At 60.3% G+C, this 20,295-nt stretch carries 17 protein-coding genes and 1 pseudogene; 6 read left to right on the top strand and 12 right to left on the bottom strand.

Annotated features, from left to right (window positions below):
• Positions 1 to 8: 8 nt before the first annotated feature.
• Positions 9 to 1,727 (bottom strand): peptidase M28, encoded by a 1,719-nt coding sequence (locus A0257_04220; GenBank protein ID AMR26386.1) that lies wholly within the window; start codon positions 1,725 to 1,727, stop codon positions 9 to 11.
• Positions 1,728 to 1,923: 196 nt separating this feature from the next.
• Here A0257_04220 and A0257_04215 point away from each other — a divergent pair, with 196 nt between their 5' ends.
• Positions 1,924 to 2,118 (top strand): hypothetical protein, encoded by a 195-nt coding sequence (locus tag A0257_04215; protein ID AMR26385.1) that lies wholly within the window; start codon positions 1,924 to 1,926, stop codon positions 2,116 to 2,118.
• Between the two features lie 232 nt (positions 2,119 to 2,350).
• Entirely contained in the window at positions 2,351 to 2,788 is a 438-nt protein-coding gene (locus A0257_04210) for a hypothetical protein (GenBank protein AMR26384.1), read from the top strand.
• A 152-nt stretch (positions 2,789 to 2,940) separates the two neighbouring features.
• Here the strand turns inward: A0257_04210 and A0257_04205 are convergent, their stop codons facing one another.
• Complete coding sequence (locus A0257_04205; protein ID AMR26383.1) at positions 2,941 to 4,113, bottom strand: hypothetical protein; 1,173 nt, start codon at positions 4,111 to 4,113, stop codon at positions 2,941 to 2,943.
• A 609-nt stretch (positions 4,114 to 4,722) separates the two neighbouring features.
• Complete coding sequence (locus A0257_04200) at positions 4,723 to 5,001, bottom strand: hypothetical protein (GenBank protein AMR26382.1); 279 nt, start codon at positions 4,999 to 5,001, stop codon at positions 4,723 to 4,725.
• A gap of 141 nt (positions 5,002 to 5,142) precedes the next feature.
• Here A0257_04200 and A0257_04195 point away from each other — a divergent pair, with 141 nt between their 5' ends.
• Positions 5,143 to 6,060: a hypothetical protein gene (locus A0257_04195; protein AMR26381.1), complete on the top strand. Its 918-nt coding sequence runs from the start codon at positions 5,143 to 5,145 to the stop codon at positions 6,058 to 6,060.
• A gap of 641 nt (positions 6,061 to 6,701) precedes the next feature.
• Here the strand turns inward: A0257_04195 and A0257_04190 are convergent.
• The 4 genes from A0257_04190 to A0257_04175 form a co-directional block, all read right to left on the bottom strand.
• Positions 6,702 to 7,010, bottom strand: coding sequence for a hypothetical protein (locus A0257_04190; protein AMR26380.1), 309 nt, complete (start codon positions 7,008 to 7,010; stop codon positions 6,702 to 6,704).
• 657 nt (positions 7,011 to 7,667) lie between these two features.
• On the bottom strand, positions 7,668 to 9,971 hold the full coding sequence (locus tag A0257_04185; protein ID AMR26379.1) for a sugar hydrolase: 2,304 nt from the start codon (positions 9,969 to 9,971) through the stop codon (positions 7,668 to 7,670).
• Between the two features lie 165 nt (positions 9,972 to 10,136).
• Positions 10,137 to 10,730: a hypothetical protein gene (locus tag A0257_04180; GenBank protein ID AMR26378.1), complete on the bottom strand. Its 594-nt coding sequence runs from the start codon at positions 10,728 to 10,730 to the stop codon at positions 10,137 to 10,139.
• Between the two features lie 83 nt (positions 10,731 to 10,813).
• Positions 10,814 to 12,163 carry an L-fucose transporter gene (locus A0257_04175; protein ID AMR26377.1) on the bottom strand — a complete coding sequence of 450 codons (1,350 nt, stop codon included), beginning with the start codon at positions 12,161 to 12,163 and terminating at the stop codon, positions 10,814 to 10,816.
• Positions 12,164 to 12,615: 452 nt separating this feature from the next.
• Here A0257_04175 and A0257_04170 point away from each other — a divergent pair, with 452 nt between their 5' ends.
• A complete protein-coding gene (locus tag A0257_04170) occupies positions 12,616 to 13,800 on the top strand; it encodes a hypothetical protein (protein ID AMR26376.1) in 1,185 nt (394 codons plus the stop codon).
• An 86-nt stretch (positions 13,801 to 13,886) separates the two neighbouring features.
• Positions 13,887 to 14,690, top strand: a complete 804-nt coding sequence (locus tag A0257_04165; protein AMR26375.1) for a hypothetical protein — start codon at positions 13,887 to 13,889, stop codon at positions 14,688 to 14,690.
• Here A0257_04165 and A0257_04160 read toward each other — a convergent pair.
• From A0257_04160 to A0257_04140, 5 genes and pseudogenes are all read right to left on the bottom strand, one after another.
• Complete coding sequence (locus tag A0257_04160; GenBank protein ID AMR26374.1) at positions 14,687 to 14,899, bottom strand: transcriptional regulator; 213 nt, start codon at positions 14,897 to 14,899, stop codon at positions 14,687 to 14,689. The two genes, A0257_04165 and A0257_04160, sit on opposite strands and share 4 nt — an antisense overlap.
• The gene (locus A0257_04155; protein AMR26373.1) at positions 14,896 to 15,459 is read right to left on the bottom strand and encodes a hypothetical protein; all 564 of its coding nucleotides are present in this window, start codon (positions 15,457 to 15,459) and stop codon (positions 14,896 to 14,898) included. Before A0257_04155 ends, A0257_04160 begins: the two co-directional genes overlap by 4 nt.
• Positions 15,460 to 15,651: 192 nt before the next feature.
• On the bottom strand, positions 15,652 to 17,223 hold the full coding sequence (locus A0257_04150; protein ID AMR26372.1) for an ABC transporter permease: 1,572 nt from the start codon (positions 17,221 to 17,223) through the stop codon (positions 15,652 to 15,654).
• Positions 17,224 to 17,385: 162 nt separating this feature from the next.
• Entirely contained in the window at positions 17,386 to 18,015 is a 630-nt protein-coding gene (locus A0257_04145; protein AMR26371.1) for a chloramphenicol acetyltransferase, read from the bottom strand.
• Between the two features lie 390 nt (positions 18,016 to 18,405).
• Positions 18,406 to 19,134, bottom strand: a pseudogene (locus A0257_04140) (glycine/betaine ABC transporter ATP-binding protein).
• Positions 19,135 to 19,416: 282 nt separating this feature from the next.
• On the opposite strand from A0257_04140, the gene A0257_04135 reads away from it, so the two are divergent.
• Positions 19,417 to 20,277: an oxidoreductase gene (locus A0257_04135; GenBank protein ID AMR26370.1), complete on the top strand. Its 861-nt coding sequence runs from the start codon at positions 19,417 to 19,419 to the stop codon at positions 20,275 to 20,277.
• Positions 20,278 to 20,295 lie beyond the last annotated feature (18 nt).

Below are 20,295 nucleotides of genomic sequence, written 5' to 3'. Positions count from 1 at the left end.
GCTGGCTTTTACTGGGGCCGGCTTTTTAGGCGCACGGCCAGAAACTCCGAGCCGGGTTTCCACTGCGGAAAGGTGGTTTCGGCGGCCAGCTTCTGGCCGATGCGGAAGAGCAGGCGGGCATCCTGGGCCGCGCCGCGCAGGTCCCATTTGGGGTTGAACTGGTCGGAGGGCTGGTGGTAATTTTTGGCCTCAAATTCTTCACGCTCTTTTTCGGCGAAAGCCTTGCCGTGCAGGCGGCTATCGAACGAGCCGCTGGCGTAGAGCGCGGGCACGCCCACCTTGGCAAAGCTGAAGTGGTCGGAGCGGTAGAAGCTGCCCGTTTCGGGGTGCTGGTAGGGGATGACGTAGCGGTTCTGCTCCTTGGCGGCGGCGCGGGCGTAGTCGTCCAGCTCCGACTGCCCGTAGCCGGTGATGGTTACGTCGCGCATCGGCCCAAAGGCCAGCAGCTCATCCATGTTAATGTCGGCCACCGTGTTTTTGAGCGGAAAAATCGGGTGTTGGGCGTAATAGTCCGAGCCCAGCAAACCCTGCTCCTCGCCCGTCACGGCCAGAAACACGATGCTGCGCTGGGGCTGCTCCTTGGCCTGCTTGAAAGCCGTGGCGATGGCCAGCAGGCCGGCGCAACCGCTGGCGTTGTCGAGCGCGCCGTTGTAGATAGAGTCGCCCGCAATGGCCGGGCCAATGCCGAGGTGGTCCCAGTGCGCCGAGTAAATAATGTACTCCTGGGGCCGGGTGGTGCCGGGTAGCACGGCCACCACATTCTTGGAAGTTTTGTAGGTGATTTTATTGTGCAGCGTCGTCGTCAGGCTCAGACCCAGGTCCTTACCCTTGAAGCCGGGCTTGTTGGCGGCGGCGTATAAGGCGTCATAGTTCTGGCCGGCGGCCTCAAACATGCGCTTGGCCGCGTCGAGGGTCATCCAGCCTTCGAGGGCCACTTTGCCCGCGCCGTGGTCGGGCGTTTGCGGGTGCAGCTTGCTGCCGCCGTTGCTGCTCTGCACCACCGACCAGGGGTAGGAGGCCGGCTTGGTGTCGTGGATGATGACCAGGCCAGTGGCCCCGTGGCGGGCCGCTTCCTCGTATTTATACATCCAGCGGCCGTAATAAGTCATGGCCTTGCCCTTGAACATCGTCGTGTCGTTGCCCGCGTTGCCGGGGTCGTTGATGAGCACGACCACCGTTTTTCCCTTCACGTCGAGGCCGGCGTAGTCGTCCCATTTATACTCGGGGGCCGTTACGCCGTAGCCGGCAAATACCAGCGGCGAATTCTTTATTTCGACCGTCGGCTTTTCCTGCTCGGTCAGAAACATGTAGTCGGTGCGGTAGTGCAGCGTCAGGCTTTTGCCGTGGCCGGCAATGGTGGCCGTGGAGTCAGGCCGGCCGGTAATCTCCACCAGCGGCACCGGCTGGAAGTAGCTGCCGTTATCACCCGGTTTCAGCCCCAGCTTCTTAAACTCGCCCGCCAGGTAGGTAGTAGCTTTTTCCTCGCCCGCCGTAAATGGCCGCCGGCCCTGGTATTCATCCGAGGCCAAAACCTTGATATGCTGGGCAATAAGGGCCGGCGTGATGCCATCATTCGGCGTGGGCACGCTGGCCGTGTCAGTGGGGGCGGCCTCGGTGGGCTGGCCAGTGGCAGCGGTCTCGGAAGAGGTAGAATGGCTCTGGCAGCTAGCCAGCAGCAGACCGGCCGCGACCGGTGCCAGCCAGGGGGGTAGGGAGGAAAAACGCATAGGAAACAGCTAAAGTGAAACGCAACGGGTGCGCCCGCGAAAGTAGGGCGCAAAAAGTGGTGAAAGTCTGAGCCTCGCCCGCTTGGCAGCAGGTTTTTTGCGCCAGCCACTGCGGCTTCTTATGCAGTAGGTGAGGAAACACCGCCCGTCCTACCCCCGTAAAAAGCGGGTATTCACCTTCAACCTGATTTCACTCATGAGCGATAACCAACCAAGCGGCACCCTGGGCGGCATGCTGTCCAGCCTGTTCCGCAGCAAAACCAACGACGACGGCACCACCAGCGGCGGCTTCACTTCCACGCATAAAGTACTGAGCGGCGCGCTGTTAGCCGCCGGTGTCGCCTACCTCTACAAGCGCAGCAAAAATAAGCAAGCTTCTCTCGGAAGTTAAGTGGCGCAAGCCACCCAAATTACAAGCCTTGTTGTGGCTGGTTATCGTACCAGCTGCAGCAGGGCTTTGTAATGTCAGATGTTAACTTTAGTTTTATCGTTGGTTTATAAGGATTTGTGTCGTAAAAAGAGAGCTTTTTTGTCGATTGTAAAGTCCGACAAGGTAAAAAATTGGTTTTCAGCCATGTGAGATGGCCTAGTACTTTTGGCCCATACTTCACTCCTCTCCAACCATGTCACCTACTCCCATTACTACCTCCCGTCCTTCCGCCGCCTTCATTGCCGCCTCCTGGTTTGCCCTGCTCGCGGGCATGGGCGGCTTTTTAGTAGGCCTTTGGAACGCCACGATGGCGCTCAATGAAAAAGGCTACTACTTCACCGTGCTTACATTCGGCCTGTTCGCCGTCATCTCCCTGCAAAAAACCGTGCGTGACCAGCTGGAAAAAATCCCCGTCACGGGGCTCTACTACGGCTTGGCGTGGTTTGCCACGCTGCTGACCGTCCTGCTGCTGCTCGTGGGGCTCTGGAATGCTGTCCTCACGCTCAGCGAAAAAGGCTTCTATGCCATGTCCTTCCTGCTGAGTTTGTTCGGGGCCATCGCCGTGCAGAAGAATACGCGCGATACGCGCCTGATGCCGAGCGAAGCAGTCGGACCTGCGGAGGCTGTTTAAACGCTGCTCAGAAAATGAGGGGGTAGTAGCGCGAACTTTCCAGTTCGTGCGCGAGCGAAGCGAGCAGGGGCGTTCGCGCCACGCAGTTCCGCCTGCTCGCTGGCGCTCGCGCATGAACTGGAAAGTTCGCGCTACTTATCGCCGCCCGGTTATCATGCGGCCGCCTCAGCTTGCGGCGTGAGCTGCGCGTACTGCCTTTGCAGCCGGTGAAGCTCGGCCAGCAGCGCGGCGCGGTTGGTAGCGAGATACGTTGCGCGCGTCGCCTCATCAGCCTGGGCCAACGCAAACGCCTCACTACCGCGCAGTTCGGCCAGCTCGTGCAGCAGCGCGGCGTGTGTGGCGGCCAGCGCGTCGCGGCGGGCTTGCAGCATTTCCAAGGAGGTAGGGGCAGTAGTATCGGCCGTAAAAATGCCGCGCCGCAAATCCAGTAATTGGGCCCGCAACCCGGCCACGTCCTGGCGCTGGTAGGCGCTGAGTACCTGCTGAAATGCCTCGGTAGCGGCGCGTTGGTGCGCGGGCGCTATCCGGTCGGGGTGGCAAAGCTGGGCGGCTTCGCGGTAGAGCTTTTTGAGGGTGGCGCGGCCGTCGGCATCGAGCGCGAAGGTGTGGGCGGCCGTGGTTTGGGCCTGCTCGCGGGCGTGGGCCTGCTGCTGGTAGCGCTGCTCGGCGCGCTGGTACTCGCTTTCCGAATAGGCCGACTCCTGGCGGTGGCAGCGGGCCACGTCGCGGCGCAGGGCCAGCACGGCTTGCAGCAGCGCGCCCAGCTCGCGCTGGTGCCACTGCTCAAAGGCCAGGAGCAGGCGGCCGGCTTCGGCGCGCTCGGCTTCGAGGGCCAGCAGCTCCGCTTCGAGACGGCGGATTTCGAGCTGCAAGGCCGCCAGCTGCGGGTCTTCCCAACGGCGCACCTGCGCGTGAGCGGCCACGAAGGCACGCAGCAGCGCCGTGCCCTCGGCGTAGCGGTGGGCGCGCAGGGCGGCCAGCACGGCGGCCAGGCGCGGGTCGGCCAGCGGCTCGGCGGCGAGGCGGTCGAGGTGCTTGGGCAGGTCTTCGGTTTCGGAGAGCGTCAACAGCGACTCGATGACGGCCAGCCGCTTGAGAACCCGCTGCACGGAGGGGTCGGCGGCCGGCGCGTCGGGCTGCCCGGTGAGGCGGGCAAACTCGCGCAGGAAGTGCCGGGCCAGCTCGGCATCGCCGGTGGTGAGCACCAGGTTTTCCTCGTTGTGGTAGGCGGCGCGGTGCGTCCAGTTGTAGGAGCCGGTGAGCACGTCGCGCCCGTCGAGGACGCAGAACTTGTGGTGCATCAGCCGGTCGGCGACCACCGTCACGCGCCCGCCGGCCGCTTCCAGCTCGGCAAAGGGCAGCCCGCCCGGCTGAAAATTGATGTGGTGCTCGTCGCGCGTCAGTATGAAATAGCCTAGATTGCAGACGAAATCAAGGCGTTAACAAATAGTCTAATGGCATTACTTTTTCCCCCGCTCGAACAGATAGAAAGGCTTCCCGTGCCACTTGAGCCTGGTGAGCGCTTCCTCGTAGATTTCTTGGTCGGGAACTTGAGTGATGATTATGAAATCTATGTGCAGCCTTTCCTCAACGGTGATAGGCCAGACATTGTAATTGTTCGTCCCGATGCGGGAGTTCTAATTATTGAAGTTAAGGATTGGCATCTTCGTCATTACTCAAATGCTAAGGGAGGACTTTCCGCTTGGATACTTAATAAAAATAACGCTTTTATTCGCTCACCGATAGCACAGGTAGAAGAGTATAAAAGTAACTTATACTCATTGCAGATAGACCAACTTTTTGAATATAATATACGTGATAAACGATATTTTTCGGCTGTCCAATTAGCTGTCTATTTTCATGAGGAAACGACATTAAGAGCGCATGAATTTTGCCATAATGTACATTTTACTCATGTATTTGGTCGTGACAAGTTAAACGAAAACGGATTGGATGAAATTCTGAAAAAAGCGCGCCTTAATAAGCCATCCTACCATTTTGACGTAAGACTGTACCAAAGTTTCTTGCGTTTTCTTCGTCCTCCAGACCATGCTATGGATATGGGAAAACCTATCAAATATACGAAGCGCCAGCAGGAGCTTATTGAAAGCCGCGCAAATATTCGCCAGAAAGTACGGGGAGTTGCGGGCTGTGGTAAAACAAAGGTGCTTGCAAAAAGGGCTGTAAATGCCTATGAACGTACTAAAGGTCAAATTTTAGTACTTACATTCAATATTACCTTAAGAAATTATATTCACGATAAAATTAGTGAGGTTCGAGCGAATTTTCCGTGGGCAAAATTTGAGATTCTAAATTATCATCATTTTTTCAAAATTCAAGCTAATAACTACGGCTTGGAATACGATACCCTTATTGTTGATGCTAACGACGAGCACTTCTTTGAGTCTGTTAAAAATAGTATTACCCGTTACGGAGCGATTTTAGTAGATGAAGTTCAGGACTATGAACCAGAATGGTTAAGGATGCTGCAACGTTATTTTTTACTGAATGATGGAGAGTTTGTTGTCTTCGGCGACGAAAAACAAAACATTTATAATCGCTCGATTGGGGCTGATAAGTTAATAGGTATTCCAAATGTTCCTGGAAGGTGGAATGAGTTGAAAGATTCATTTCGAATGAATGCGGGTACTCTGAAAGTGGCGCAAACATTTCAAAGTTTCTATTTCGAGGGTAAATATCAGATTGATGCAGACGTAGAGTTGCAGCAAGGAGATTTATTTGAAACTCCTGGACAAATAGTGTATTATAAAGAATCTGTTAATGACCAAATATTTCTCTATAATCTCATTCGACGTGAAATTATTAACCTACAAGTCCATCCTAACGATGTTGTAGTACTTGCACCTAATTACGATATTATTAGAGGCTTAGAGCATCGGTTTAGGTATGTTGCTCACGAACTAACTACACTTGCAGGCGAAACACAACAAGAATACTCTCGGCTTTTAAAAGAGTATGAGTTAGAGGCTGTAGAAAAGCCGGAAAGTAACTTGCTTTTCATGCAGGCTATAAATCACATTCGTCGTGGACGAAAACTTCACTTTTGGGCTAATGCTGGAACAATAAAGTTTTCAACAATACACTCGTTTAAGGGATGGGAAACTAATACTCTCGTACTCATTATTCGGGATTCTACTAATGCAAATGGCGATGAGCTTGTTTACACAGCATTAACGCGAGCACGTAAAAACCTTATTGTTGTGGATGAATCTGGTGTATATCAAAAGTTTTTCGATAAAATCAAGGCTTAAGAAGTGCAGTTCTAACCAGACTGCTACTACCCCTGCAACCTAAGCGCCCCTTGCGTCCGTTGGAGCAGGGCGGCGGTGGGGGGTAGTAGGGCGGGCAGGTGAGACGGAGCCGGAATTCGTGGCTACAAGTAACGAAAAAAGCTTCAGTTAACCGGCCGGAGCTTTGCCTATTTCTCGAAGGAAACTGCTGCTACACCAGTTCCAGCAGCTTGTCGCCCGAGACGTGCAGGGTCGAATGCAGGCGCTTGATAAAATCCAGGTTGGGTGCGCGGCGGCCGTTCATGATTTCGCTCAGGCGCGACTCGCTCACGCCCAGTAGCTTGGCAAACTGCTTCTGGCGCATTCGGAGCCGGAACATCTCCACTTCCAGGATGCCCCGAAGGGTACTTGGTGGGCTTGGGGTATGACCAGCAGCTAGTTCGTATGCCTCAACGGCAGCGGCCAGCGCATCCAGATTCTTATTCGTAGCGGCACCAGGCTGCTGCTCCCAACTTATCATTTGGTCGATAGCTGCTGCGTGTTCAGCAGCGTTGGTGATAGCTATTGAAGGCTGGGCAATGGGTGCTTCGACAGATGCCGGCTTCTTTAATAAAGTCATAATAGCTTGGATAGCTGTAACGCGGCCAGCGACGAGATAGGAGCTATAAATTCAGCAGCTTCTTTTGGTTTTTACTTAACTTGCTGTATTCGGCGTGGGTAAAAATTCCCCGGATATAAAGACGTTTAGTAGTAAAGAATAGCATGGCAATCAAGCGGTAGTGATTACCCTTTATGTTGAACACGAACCTGTCGTTTCCTACGTAATCCGTAGCGGGCATATCGGCCTTCAGCTGATTGAAATCAATCCAGTCGGCAGCTTCCGCTTTAGCGTACCAGATAGCTAGTTCTTCACGGGCTTGGGCATTGCTTTTTCCGTACTCAGTAATCGCGCTTCGGCTAAAAATCCTCATTTAAGTAGCTACTGGCGATTAAGTTACGCACACCAAAACTAGCGGGTAGGGGCTGGTAAGCATGTGCCCGTGCTTCCTCCTTACAGATTTTATACATCAAAAATAGGTAACAAAATTACCAAAACAGAAATTTTGTTACCAAAAAAATAATTCTGTGGTGGTGTCTATCTGGTAAGTCATTCGTATAGTGGCGCTAAAAGCTGCTATTTCGCTGGCTCACAGAAATGCACGTCAAGTTCGCGAATTGTCACAGAGAATGCACGTTGCGTTCACGAATTTTCACGAAAAGTGCGCGTTGCGTTCGCGGATTTTCATGAAAAGTGCTCAACTTAGCGTAAGTTTGCGGCGTTAACGTGAAAAAATAAGGGACCGAACCTATCGGCCCGGCCCCTTACCAAACTATCGCTGGAAGAAGCGAGTAAACAGCAGCAGGCCACCGGCCTTCGCTGCACCACTCGCTAAACCCAACAAAACAGCCTCTGCGACTGCCCGTAATAGTTTTAGCACACGCTTATTTCTCATTTGAGGGAGAAGTTAGGTGTTCTTACCACCTGCTTCTTGAAGCCCTGGCCGTTCCAACCGACCGGGGCTTCATCTTTTTCAAGACAGCCGAGGTGAGGTGGTTTAACCGTGCGTTGCGGCAAATATAGGCGCAACCTATTTCCGCGCCGGCCTACCCCCCATCACAAATTCCAGCGTGCCGCCCTGCCGCACCGCCTGCACCGGCAGAAACGGGCGCGTCAGCAGCTGCCCGTTCAGGCGGGCCGACTGCACGTAAACGTTCTTATCAGACTGATTTTTAACGGTTACCACGAAGGTTTTGCCCCCGCCCACTTGCAGCGTTGCGCCGTACACCGCCGGGCTGCCGAGGGCGTACTCGCCCGAGGCGGGGGCGACGGGGTAGAAGCCCAGCGCCGAGAAGATGTACCAGGCCGACATCTGGCCGCAGTCGTCGTTGCCGCCGAGGCCGTCCGCGCCCTGGTGATACATCTTATTGAGAATCATGCGGATGCGGGGCTGCGTTTTCCAGGGCTGGTCGGTCCAGTTGTAGAGGTAGGCCACGTGGTGGGCCGGCTCGTTGCCGTGCACGTAGTTGCCGATGATGCCCTCGCGGGTGATGTCCTCGGTTTCGGCGAAGAACCGGTCGGGCAGAGGCATCGTGAAGAGCGAATCGAGGTGCGGCACGAACTTTTTACTACCCCCCATTTTGGCGATGAGGCCGGCCGGGTCCTGCGGCACGTAGAGGCTGTAGTTCCAGGCGTTGCCCTCGATGTAGGCTGGGTCGCTGGTGGTGAGCACGTCGAACTTGTCGCGGAACTGGCCGCTGCTCAGGCGCGGGCGCATGAAGCCGATGCGGGCATCATACACGTGCTGCCAGTTGGTGGCCCGCTGCCGGAATTCCTGCTCAATATCCTTCCGGCCCAGCTTCTGCGCGGCCTGCGCGATGCAGTAGTCATCGAAAGCATACTCCAGGGTCTTCGACACCGAGGCCCCGCTTTTGTCCTCCGGCACGTAGCCCTTGTCGATGTAGTCGCCCAGGCCGTCGTACCAGCGCTGGCGGGCGGTGGTTACGCAGGCATCGAGGGCGTGGTTCTGGTCGAAAGGCGCGTTACCGAGCACGATGGCATCGCAGAGTACCGGCACCGCGTGGTAGCCAATCATGCACCAGTTTTCGTTGGCGTAGTGGACCCACACGGGCAGCATGTGCTCGGCGCTGAGGTCGAAGTGCGTGAGCATACTCCGGGCCATATCCGCATTTCGCTGCGGCTGCACCAGGTTGTAGAGCGGGTGCAAGGCCCGGTAGGTATCCCAGAGCGAGAAGGTGGTGTAGTGGGTGAAGTCCTTGGCCAGGTGGTTGTTCTGGTCGAGGCCGCGAAACTGCCCGTCCACGTCCTGGTAGGTGGTCACGCCGATAAAGGCGTGGTACATGGCCGTGTAGAAGTTCTCCTTATCCACCCGGCGCGGCGACTGAATCACGATTTTGCTCAGCTCCTGCTGCCACTGCGCCTGGCCCCGTTGCCGGTAGTCGGCGAAGTTCCAGCCCGGCGCTTCGGCCCGCAGGTTGGCCAGCGCGCCGGCCGTGCTCACCGGCGAAATAGCCATTTTTAGCTTGACTTGCTCGCCGGCTGTGGTAGGGCCGAAGTCGAAGTGCAGGCGTAGCTGGTGGGCGGCCAGGTCGGGCCAGTTGTGCTGCTGGTCGAAGCGGCCCCAGAAGCCGTGGTACACTTCCTTTTTATCGTAATTCCGGCTGCCGTAGGTCTTGAAGGGCCTGGAAAAACTCAGCGCGAAATACACCGTGCGGGTGCGGCCCCAGCCGTTGGTTTGGCGGTAGCCGGTCACGAGCGAGTCGTTTTCGACCCTTACGAACGTCCACACGTTCTTATCGGGATAGTTATAAATCCCGGCCATCATATCCAGGATAACGTGCGACTCGTCCGCTTTAGGAAACGTGTACTGGTGAATCCCTACCCTGGTCGTGGCCGTCAGCTCGGCCAGAATATCGTTATCGGCCAGCCGCACTTTATAATAAGCCGGCTCGGCCACTTCCGTGGCGTGCGAATAGGCCGAACGGTAGCCGCTCAGCGGCTTATCGGCCGTACCGGGGTTCAGCTGGAGCGGCCCGGTGGTGGGCATTACCAGAAAATCGCCCAAATCGGAGTGGCCCGTCCCGCTGAAGTGGGTGTGCGAGAAGCCCACGATAGTCGGGTCCTGGTAGCGGTAACCCGCGCAGTACGAGTACACTTCGGGGTTGTACTTGCCGTTTTGCTCGTAGCTGATGGTATCCGTATCGGGCGAGAGCTGCACCGAGCCGAAGGGCACCGTTGCCCCCGGATAGGTATGGCCCATCTTGGCGGTGCCCACCAGCGGGTGGGCGTACTGCACCAGGTTTTCGGTGGGGGCAGCGGATTGGGCCGCCGCCAGCAGCGGCAGCAGGGGTAGGGCGCACAGCAAATGCTTCATGCGGCAAAGTAAGCCGCCGGGGGAAGGGATTTACGGAACGCACCGTTCGTCATGGCGAGCGCAGCGCGGCAATCGCACTTGAACGATACCTACGCTAGTCGTTCGTCTGTCGTTTAGGTGCGATTGCCGCGCTGCGCTCGCCATGACAAATAACTTTACGTAAGCCTACTCAACCCTCGCCGGCGCGGCGCGGCGCAGGCGCAGGCCCAGCCAGAGCAAGGCAGCACCCAACACCAGCAGGGCCAGCGCCAGCCACACGGTGGTGGTCAGGGCCATCACGGTAGGGTCGGCTAGCACCAGGGCGGCCAGCGCGAAGCCCAGCAGTCCCAGCGCCAGCGTCCAGCCCCAGCTGCGGTAGCCCAGGTGGCGAAGCACGAAAGCGTTGGCAACGGTCGCGCCGCCGCGCAGCAGCAGCCAGATGCCGATGAAGAAAATCAGCGCCTCGGCCGCGATAAGAGGCGAGTTGAGCAGGTAAAACCCGAAAACGATTTCCATTATGCCGATGCCAGCCAGCCAGCCCCAGCCGGGCAGGTGGGCGCGGTTGGTGAGGGCGAAGATGAGGCCGCCGACCCCGTTGAACAGAATGATGGCGGCGAAATAGATGGTCAGCCCCAAAAACGCCTCGCCGGGATTACGGAACGCCCACAGGCTCAGTCCGATGAGCAGCAGGCCGGTGAGGGCGAAAATCCACCAGTTGGCCGCGGCGATGCCCAGCCGGGGGGGTAGGGCGGGAGCAGAAGAATTGGCAGGGCTGTTCATGACGCGCAGAGAAATAAGCCAGTTATAGAAAGGTACTGACTGTACGCCCCGGCGCGGGGCTAGTTGCGCGCTGACCTTTTCAGCTACCGCTGCACTTTGTAAAACCTTATCCCGTATAGAAATACTACCGCGTAGCAGATAATGGGCAAATAATAAGCGTGCGCCACGCTGGTATTGGCCACCTGCCCCATCACGAAGCGCGGAAACAGCGCCGCGCCCACCACGCCCATCACGATGAACGACGAAGCCAGCTGCTTGTGCCTGCCCAAATCCTTGAGTCCCAAGCTATAAATGGTGGGAAACATAATACTGAAGAAGAAATTGAGGCCAATAAGCGCCCCGAACGACACCCAGCCCCAGTGCTGCGCCACGATAAGGCACATGCCGATGTTGGCCAGGGCGGCGAAGGCCAGCAGCCGGTTGGGGGCAATGAACTGCATGAGGTAGGTGCCCAGAAAACGACCCAGCATCATGCCCACCAGGCTCAGGGAGAAGAAGTAAGCCGCTACGTCGTTGGCCAGGTGCGGCAGCCCCGGCACCAGGCCCACGGTGCGGCTGAGGAGCGTTCCCACCTGCCAGAACCCCTGGATGGCCGGCCCCGGCCGCAAGGCCATGTAGTCGGTGCCATAGTTGATGAAATAGGCCCAGGTGCCGCCCTGCGCCGCCGTGTTGAAGAGCTGCGCCACGCAGGCCCACACAAAATGCTTGTGTTGAAACAGGCTTTTGTCGGCCGCCAGGTCGGTGGGCGACTCATTGGGCGCGCCCAGGCGCGTTTCGGGCGTGTGCTCGGCGTTGAGCGGCGGCACTTTAACGAAGGCGAAAGCCAGCCCCACGCTACCCACCACTGTGCCGATGATGGCGTAGAGCACCTTTATCGAGGACAAGTCGCCGGCCGCGTGCGTACCCCGCAGGATAAAATAGCCCCCCACCAGCGGCCCCGACACCGCCCCGATACCGTTGATGGCGTGCGAAAAAGTGATGCGCCGGTCGGAGCTGCCGGGGTCGCCCAGGCCATCCAGAAACGGGTGCGCCACGGCCTCCAGCGTGCCCAGGCCGCAGGCCAGCACAAACAAGGCCCCGAGCAGGAGCGTGAACGAAGCCGCGTTGGCCGCCGGTATCATCAAAAACGCCCCGGTGGCATACAGACTTAGACCTAGGATAACGCCTTTCTGGTAGCCAAAACGCTTCATGAACCAGCCAGCGGGCAGGCCCATCACGAAGTAGGCCCCGAATGTGGCGGCCTGCACGTAGGCCGAGTTGGCCTTGCTTATATGCAGCACCTCCTGAAAGTGCTTGTTGAGCACGTCGGCCATCGTCACGCCCAGGCCCCAGAGCATAAATAGCGACACCACAAAGCAAAGCGTGAGTACGTAGCGTCGTTCGGTGAAGGGTGGGGGGGTAGGGGCCAGGGGCCGGGTAGTAGCAGTTTGCATCAAGGCAGAACAGGAAAAAATAAATTAAAAAAGGATGTGGCCGCCGGAACAGCCCTCGCTACAAGGGGTAGAAACACGGCTGCGCTACTCCGGCTACCCAACGGCTAAGTGAAAGCTGCCTCTACAACCTATAAAAAGGACTTTAGATAGAAAGCTGGGCAGTTGGGTAATCCAGGTGATGGGTGCAGCTAATGAGAGAAGTTGGGGCCAAGCAGTATGATTGCTTTGCTAAGGCGCAGCCTCTCAAATTGTTTTAAGAAGAGAATAAATTGAAAAATTAGATAAAAAAATGATTTCCGATAAAAAATATCCTTTCCGCTAGCGAACTTGCCAAGGTGTACCAATGGTCAGCGCCATCATTTCTGCGTTGTTATAATAATTATTTGAGTATAATGTCTAATCTATTCAATGCAGATTTTATTGGCCGATTGGCTTTAGGAGGATGCCTTGCGTTGCAGGCTTACGTGCTGTTATTTTGCGTGTACGTGTTCGTGCCGGTTATTTTTTACCTGTTTTTTGCTGCTCGCATTCGGCAATTGTTCCGGCCACGGGCCACGGCCGGGGGGGCGGCCCAAACCGATTTTATTTTGCTGGTGCCGGCCCACAATGAAGCCGAGCTGTTGCCTGGTCTGCTGGCCAGCATTGGGCGGCTCAACTACCCAGCGGGCCGGTTTCGGACGATAGTGGTGGCCGACAACTGCACCGATAGCACGGCGCTGCTAGCCCGGCAGGCTGGTGCCGAGTGCTTGGAACGCACCACCGCCTACCCCTCCAATAAGTCGCAGGCCTTGCGCCACGCCGCCGGGCAGCCGGGCTTTGGGCTACCCTGCCCGGCCGCCGTAGTGTGCGTGCTCGACGCCGATTGCCGCCTCGACCCGCAGTTTCTGGCCGAGCTCGACTGCCATTTTGCCCAACCCGGCGCGGCCCCCGTGGTGCAGTGCAACCGGCGGGTAGCCAACGCGTTCGAGTCGGACGTGACCGTGCTCGATGCCGCTGCCGAGGCCATGCGCCAGCAGGTGCTGCTGGGGACTCGCCAGCTCCTGGGCCTGGAGGCCTTTATCTACGGCCTGGGCTGCTGCCTGCGGGCCGAGGTTTTTGCCCACCTGATGGCCCAGCCCATTATCTCGCTGGCCGAGGACAAGGAATGGAAGGCTTATCTGGCGGCTGCCGAGGTGCCGGTGGCCTATTGCGCCACGGCTAGCGTGAGCTACCAAACGGTGAGCGACGGGGCCGCCTTTCGCCGGCAGCGGCAGCGGTGGCTGGCGGGGCAGTTTGCCTCGGCGCGGGCCCACGGGCTGCTCATGCTGGCCCAGGGCCTGCGGCGGGGCCGCCTGTCGCAGCTCGATTTTGCCTGCGACCTGCTCCAGCCGCCACGCTCGTGCCTGTTGATAGCCGCGGTAATTTTTGGGGCCGTGGCCGGATTGGCGGGTAGCTGGTCCTTGGTAAGTATGTGGGTATGGCTAGGCCTGGCTACTTGCCTGCTGGCCTACGGTGCCTTGGGGCTGAAACTGGTCGGTGCCGCGCCGCGGCACTTTCTGGCGCTGTTTTCCGGTGCCCGGCTGGTGGCCGACGTGGCCAGGTCCGTCATGCTGATTTTAGTTGGCTATAAGGAGAAGGACTGGAAGGCCACGCGCTAGCCCGTGCGCCGCATCGACCGAGACGCACGGCTAGCGTGCTACCCGCTTCATTTGCCCCTATGGCGCGTCCGCAAGTTCATATTCTGATGTATCACGCGCTGGTTGAGCGGCACGAGCCCTACATGGCCGCCGTGCACGTGGAGGCCGCCCGTTTTGCCGAGCAAATGGCGTGGCTGGCGGCCTCCGGGCACCGGGTTGTCGCGCTGGCGGAGGTGCCGGCCGTGCTGGCCGGCACCTCCGCCAGCGGCGCGCTGCCCGCCGTGGCAATTACGTTCGACGACGGCTACTATTCCCTCTACGCCCAGGCCCGGCCCATTTTGCAGCGCTACGGCTTTGCCGCTACGCTGTTTCTCACTACCGACGCGGTGGGCGAGCCCAGCTACGCCGGCCAGGGCGAGTTTGCCCAATCGGCCCCGGCCGGCGACCGCCCCCTGAACTGGCCCGAGCTGCGGGCGCTGCAAGCCGCCGATTGGACCATCGAGGCGCACGGGGCCAGCCACCGGGCGCTGGCCGGCCTACCCCCCGCCGCGCTGGCCAAGGAGCTGCGGAGCAGCCGCGCCGCCATTGCGCAGCATTTGGGATGCGCGGCGCGCTACGTGGCGTTTCCCTACGGCAGCTACGACCGCCACACGCTGCGCGCGCTGGCCCCGGCGGGGTATGAGGCGGGCTTTTCGGTGCACGGCGGCCCGGCTACTTCGGCCTGCGACCCGCGCCGCCTACCCCGGCTGGAACTCACGGCCGCCTGCGGGCTGGAGGAGTTTCAGCGGCTCGTGGCAACGGGCTATCCCTCTCAAGGGGCGCGGGTGCGGGCCGGGCTGCGCAACTTCGCCTACCGCGTGCCGCTGATAAAAGATATACTGCTGGGGCTGGGCCGACGGCGCTCTCACTAACTATCGGGCACGTAGGCTAATAGCTTGCCCGGCTGGCTGGCCAGCGCCTGACACAGCGCCGCCAGCGTGGAGAAGCGAATAGCCCGCGCCCGGCCGCTTTTCAAGACGCTCAGGTTGGCAATGGTGCTGCCGACCCGTTCGCTAAGTTCGGTTGGGTTCAGGTTGCGCTGGGCCAGCAGCGCATCCAGGCGCACGATAACTGGCCTCAGATAGTCAGGTCAGCCTCTTGTTGCAGCTGCTGGCCCCGGCGAAGAAAATTGGCGCACAGCGTCAGCAGCAGCCCGGCCACTACATAGAGGGTACTGTTAGCGGGGTAAGCCAACTGAAACAAGCCCTGGGTTTTGGCCTTGAAAACTTCAACGGCGCAGGCACTAAACATCATTTTCAGCACAAACATGCAGGATAAAGCTATGCCTGAGCCCTCAATAACCCGGCTGGCGGCCGGGGTAAACTCGCGGCCCGCCGGCAGCCGGCGCAGGGCCCGGTATAGGAAGTAGCCCAGCCCGGCCAAAAACAGCGCATCTGCGATGGTGAGGTCGCCAATAGTGAAAAACAGCAAATAATCCCACAGCGAAGCCGTGTGGTAGAGTAGCTCGCCCCGGCTGCTTGTCGAGAAGTAGCCCGCCGGCGAGGCCAGCATCTGGCCAATCTGGGGGTGAGCCATCCCAAATTTCAGCCCGGCGTGCACGGGTAGCAAAATTGCGCGCGCACCGCCGTAAAAATTCGTGAGGCAGTAATATAGCCATAGCCCCAGCTGCCCCAGGCCCATCCATAGTAGCATGGCAGAAATACGGCGGATGGATTGCGCGTTAAAGGCAGGGCTGGCCACAGGGTAAAGTGGGGAGGAAGACATACTATTTATGGCTAACTAGTTGTGATGCGCCGAAGATAGCAAGTCTTATCGATAATCGATAAGGGTAGCGGATAATTTAACTAATAGGCGCGGCAAGTCAGCATAAGCTCAGCGTTCTAAATAGTGCCCCAACTGCGAGATGCTGGCGATGCCCAGCTGCCTGGCCTGGCGCTGGCGCATGAGCAGGCAATAGGCATTGTTGAAGCCCAGCGGCGCGCGCCACTCCAGGCCGTAGCGCCGCGCAAACTGCTGACGCACATACTGATAAACCGCCGCCGGGCGGCCGCCCAGCGAGTCGAGCACCGCCGCCGAGGGCTGCAAAAGCACCTGCAAGCCGGTGCCCGTATATTCGGGATACATGTCAATCTGCCCGCCGCGCAGGGCCTCGAAGCAAATGGTGGTGCCGCCCAGGCCGGTTTTGGTGGTCACCGCCAGGTCCGTATTACCCCGAATGAGGGCGGCGTACATCTCTACTAAAATATATTGCTCGGCAAAAATTTTGGAGCCCAGCCGCACCGTGGCCGCGCCGGGGGGTAGGGGGCGCGGGGACTTCCATAAGTGCTTGCGGCGCAGCCAGGCCAGGGCCACCTCTTTCGGCTCGCGGTGCAGATAATCGACCTGGTAGTTGAGGGTGGTCATGGCCGAATCAGAGAGCTGGCCGCTGAGCTGGTCGAGCACCGGCCCCAGTTCGGGGTGGGCGCGCAGCAGGGCGGGCCGCAGCACGGGCGCGGCAAAGTAGGGGGGTAGGGCGTGGCGGTCGTCGCGCAGCACGCGCAGGCCATAGGCCCGGATGCGCCCATCGGTCGAGTAGCCGTCGATGACATCGACGTGGCCGTTGCGGGCGGCCTCGTACACGAGCGCCGGGGCCAGCACCACGTTGGGCAAATGCGTGAGGCCGTAGGCCTGGGTGAGGCCCGGCAGGCAGTCGGCCCGCCCGATAAACTCGGGGCTGAAACCCGCCCGCAGCCGCCCGCTGGCCTGCGGCAGCCAGTAGCCGGCCGCCAGCAGGGGCAGGGCCAGCAGCAGCCCGCCGCCCACCTGGCGTAGCCGCCGCGCCGAAAGCTTCTCCACGAAGCCCAGGCCAAAATCGAACGTCAGCGCCAGCCCGGCGGCCGGAATGGCCCCGGCCAGTATCATCACCGGGTTATTGAGGGCGATGCCGCCGAAGATGAACTCACCCAGGCCGCCCGCCGCCACGTAGGCCGCCAGCGTGGCCACCCCCACATTGATGACCGTAGCCGTGCGGATGCCGGCCATGAGCACGGGTAGGGCCAGCGGCAATTCGACCCGCCGCAGAATTTGGCCATCGGTGAAGCCCAGCCCTTTAGCCGCCTCCACCACGGCCGGCGGCACGCCCTGGATGCCGGCCACCGTGTTGCGAATAATGGGCAGCAGCGAGTACAGCAGCAGCGCCAGGATGGCCGGCGCGGCCCCAATGCCCATCACCGGAATCAGAAAGCCTAGCAGCGCAATGCTGGGCACGGTTTGCAATATGCCCGCCGCCCCCAGCACCGCCGGCGCGTAGCGCGGCCGGCGCGTGAGCCACAGCCCCACCGGCACGCCCACAGCCACGCCCAGCAGCAGCGCGGCGGCCGTGAGGGCGATGTGCTGAAGGGTTTGCTGGCCCAGCTTGCCGGCCTGCGCGTGCCAGAAGGCGAAGAGTTCGGTAAGAAGCTGCATAAAAGCGCGTAGGGTAAGCTTTAGCTTGCCGGGGGAGAATATGCGGTAAGCTTCAGCTTGCCGGGAATAGGGGGGGGGTAGGCTTGCCGGCAGTAGTTCGCAAATGCTAAAACGGCAGGCTAAAACTTACCGCACATTTTCCCCGGCAAGCTGAAGCTTACCCTACGCTCCAAGGCGTTGCTGGAAAATGTCCAGAAACTGGCCCACATGGTAGCCATCGGCCAGGCCGTGGTGCACGTTGACGGACACGGCCATGCGCCGGGCGGCACCGTCGTGGTACACCTGGCCAAAGGAGATTTTGGGGCAGCTGTCGGGGTGCCGGAAGCTGCGGGCGTGGGTCAGGCCCGTGAAGCGCACCCACGGAATGGCCGAGCAGTGAAGGACGTCGGGCCGGCCGGTGCGTTCGCTCAGGCCCAGGCCGCTGGTCTGGCGCACGGCCGCGATTTCAACCTCAGCCCCGGCCACGAACTCGGCCAGGTCGGCGTGCTGCTCGAGGAAGGAAAAGCTGAACGTGTGGTCGGGCCGCCCGATGGTGGCCGAGGCGTGCACGTGGTCGTAGCAGTACACCTGCCCCGCCTCGATGCGGTAGCGGAAGGCCTCGACCTGGTTGGCAGCCTGCAGCGCGTGGTGCAGGTAGTAGAGGAAGAACGACACCCCCAGCCGCTTGGCCTCGGCCTGGGCGTGGGTGCAGTCCACCTCGGCCACGAGGCCAAAAAAGGGCTCCTCAAAGGCGGAAAAAAACTCGAAATGTTCGCGGCGGGGCCAGGTGGCCAGGTCAATCAGCTGCTTCATGGGCTGCAAGTTCGGGGCTTTCGGGGCTTGGCTCCGGTGCGGAGCCGCCTTGGCTGGAATGAAAAATCACGTTTGCAGGACTTGCGCACGGTACGCGAAATCCCGTTTAGGCAGGTCCTGGCTTGTTGAAATTCCTAACTCCGGATTCCCTCACACCGCTTGTCCGAAAGCCGCCAGCAGCGGCCCCAGCGCCACCGGCTGCGGCGCGCCGGCCAGGCAAAAGCGCCCGGCGGGCGTGGCGGCCAGCAGGTCTATGGCCGCCTGCACGCTGGCGGTGGGGCGTAGGGAAGGCGTGCCGGGCGGCGCGCCCTCCTGCTCAAAAACCAGGAAGGGTGCTACCTCGGCCAGCGTGGTTACGCGCAGCTGCAAGGCCAGGCGCTCGGCCCGGAAGAAGCTGCGCACGAAGTCGTTGGCGGGCCGCAGCAGCAACTCGCGCGGCGGCCCCAGCTGCTGAATCCGCCCCTCGTGAAGTAGCATGATGCGGTCGGCCAGCTCGAAGGCTTCCTGCACGTCGTGGGTCACGAGCACCATCGTTTTGCGGCGCAGCTCATCCAGCTCGCGGAAGTCGCGGCGCACGGCGGCCCGCGTGAGGGGGTCGAGCGCGCCGAAGGGCTCATCGAGCAGAATCACGGGCGGGTCGGCGGCCAGGGCGCGGGCCAGCCCCACGCGCTGGGCCTGCCCGCCCGAGAGCTGGGCCGGCAGCATATGGGCAAAGCGGGCGGCCGGCAGGTGCAGGCGCGCCAATAATTCGGTGGTGCGGGCGGCCGTTTCGGCGGCCGGGCGGCCCAGCAGGCCGGGCACTACCCCCACATTTTGGGCCACCGTGTAATGAGGAAGCAAGCCCACCTGCTGAATGACGTAGCCGATGCCGCGCCGCAGCGCCTCGGGCGCTTGCTGGCGCACGTCGCGGCCGTTGATTTCAATGGTGCCGCCGTCGGGCTCGATGAGGCGGTTTAGGGTTTTGAGCAGCGTGGTTTTGCCGCAGCCGCTGGGGCCGAGCAGCACCAGGGTTTCGCCCGCGGCCACCTCAAAGCTTATATCGTTCAGGATGAGCTGCGCGCCGTAGCGCTTGGTGAGGTGCGCGACGCGCAGGGCAGGCGGGGGGGTAGGGGCGGGCATCAGGGCGAAAGGGGCGGCAATGTACGGCTTGTCATTTGTAGGGTGCGGGGCTTGTCCCCGCCCGTCGTTGAACGACTCGGGCTGCTTTTGTTCAACGACGGGCGGGGGCAAGCCCCGCACCCTACCCCGCGCCGGGCGGTCAAACTGTTTTAGCAGGCCGGTTCCGCGATTTGTGGCACACAAACCGGAATTCGTGTAACGCGGCCGGCGGCCGGGCGGCGGACCTTTGTGCTGCCCGCTACCCGGTTGGGACGGCGACTCATTACTAAATATATTTCACTCATGGCCAACGAATTGCCAATGGAAACCGCTTTCTTGCTGGGCGGCGATTTGCCCGTCAACCGCCTGGGCTTTGGCGCGATGCGCCTGACCGGCCCCGGCATTTTTGGGCCGCCCACCGACCGCCCGGCCATGCTCGCGCTGCTGCGCCGGGTGGTAGAGCTGGGCGTCAATTTTATTGATACGGCCGACATGTACGGCCCCTTCGTGTCGGAAGAGCTGATTGCCGAGGCCCTGCATCCCTACGCCGCCGGGCTGGTGATTGGCACCAAGGGCGGGGCCGTGAGCTTCGGCCCCGGCCGCGAGGGCGTGCTGCTCGACGGCACGCCGCAGCATCTGCACGACGCCCTGCACGGCAGCCTGCGCCGCCTCCGGCTGGCGCGCTTCGACCTCTACCAGCTGCACCGCATTGACCCCCGCGTGCCCGCCGAGCGCACGTTTGCTTTTCTGGCCGAGGCCCGGCAGCAGGGCCTGGTGCGGCACCTGGGCTTGTCGGAAGTGTCGGTAGATGACATTAAGCTGGCGCAGCAGCACTTCCCGGTGGCCTCGGTACAGAACCGCTACAGCCTCTTCGACCGCGAGCACGAGCCCGTGCTGGACTACTGCCGGGCGCAGGGCATTGCCTTTATTCCGTGGTTTCCCATCGGCGGGGGCCTGGTGCAGGATATGAACCACATGGAGCAGGTAGCGGCGCGGCACCAGGTGTCGGCGAGGCAGGTGGCCCTGAGCTGGCTGCTGCACCACGCGCCCAATATCCTGCCCATTCCGGGCACGGCCAGCCTGGCGCATCTCGAAGAAAATGTGCAGGCGGCCGCCGTGCGCCTGACCACCCAGGACATGCAGGAGCTGAACGCGCTGAGCTAAAACGGAAAAGGCGGTTTC

The organism is Hymenobacter psoromatis (assembly GCA_001596155.1).
GTDB lineage: Bacteria > Bacteroidota > Bacteroidia > Cytophagales > Hymenobacteraceae > Hymenobacter.
The sequence above is the reverse complement of the archived record's forward strand: the minus strand, read 5'-3'. Positions and strand labels throughout refer to the sequence as shown.

Excerpts from the sequence above, each read along its gene's own strand:
- A0257_04185 (AMR26379.1), bottom strand. The coding sequence starts at position 9,971 with ATGAAGCATTTGCTGTGCGCCCTACCCCTGCTGCCGCTGCTGGCGGCG.
- A0257_04150 (AMR26372.1), bottom strand. The coding sequence starts at position 17,223 with ATGCAGCTTCTTACCGAACTCTTCGCCTTCTGGCACGCGCAGGCCGGC.
- A0257_04155 (AMR26373.1), bottom strand. The coding sequence starts at position 15,459 with ATGGGCCTGGGGCAGCTGGGGCTATGGCTATATTACTGCCTCACGAAT.
- A0257_04220 (AMR26386.1), bottom strand. The coding sequence starts at position 1,727 with ATGCGTTTTTCCTCCCTACCCCCCTGGCTGGCACCGGTCGCGGCCGGT.
- A0257_04190 (AMR26380.1), bottom strand. The coding sequence starts at position 7,010 with ATGAGGATTTTTAGCCGAAGCGCGATTACTGAGTACGGAAAAAGCAAT.
- A0257_04215 (AMR26385.1), top strand. The coding sequence starts at position 1,924 with ATGAGCGATAACCAACCAAGCGGCACCCTGGGCGGCATGCTGTCCAGC.
- A0257_04145 (AMR26371.1), bottom strand. The coding sequence starts at position 18,015 with ATGAAGCAGCTGATTGACCTGGCCACCTGGCCCCGCCGCGAACATTTC.
- A0257_04210 (AMR26384.1), top strand. The coding sequence starts at position 2,351 with ATGTCACCTACTCCCATTACTACCTCCCGTCCTTCCGCCGCCTTCATT.
- A0257_04165 (AMR26375.1), top strand. The coding sequence starts at position 13,887 with ATGTATCACGCGCTGGTTGAGCGGCACGAGCCCTACATGGCCGCCGTG.
- A0257_04180 (AMR26378.1), bottom strand. The coding sequence starts at position 10,730 with ATGAACAGCCCTGCCAATTCTTCTGCTCCCGCCCTACCCCCCCGGCTG.
- A0257_04175 (AMR26377.1), bottom strand. The coding sequence starts at position 12,163 with ATGCAAACTGCTACTACCCGGCCCCTGGCCCCTACCCCCCCACCCTTC.
- A0257_04135 (AMR26370.1), top strand. The coding sequence starts at position 19,417 with ATGGCCAACGAATTGCCAATGGAAACCGCTTTCTTGCTGGGCGGCGAT.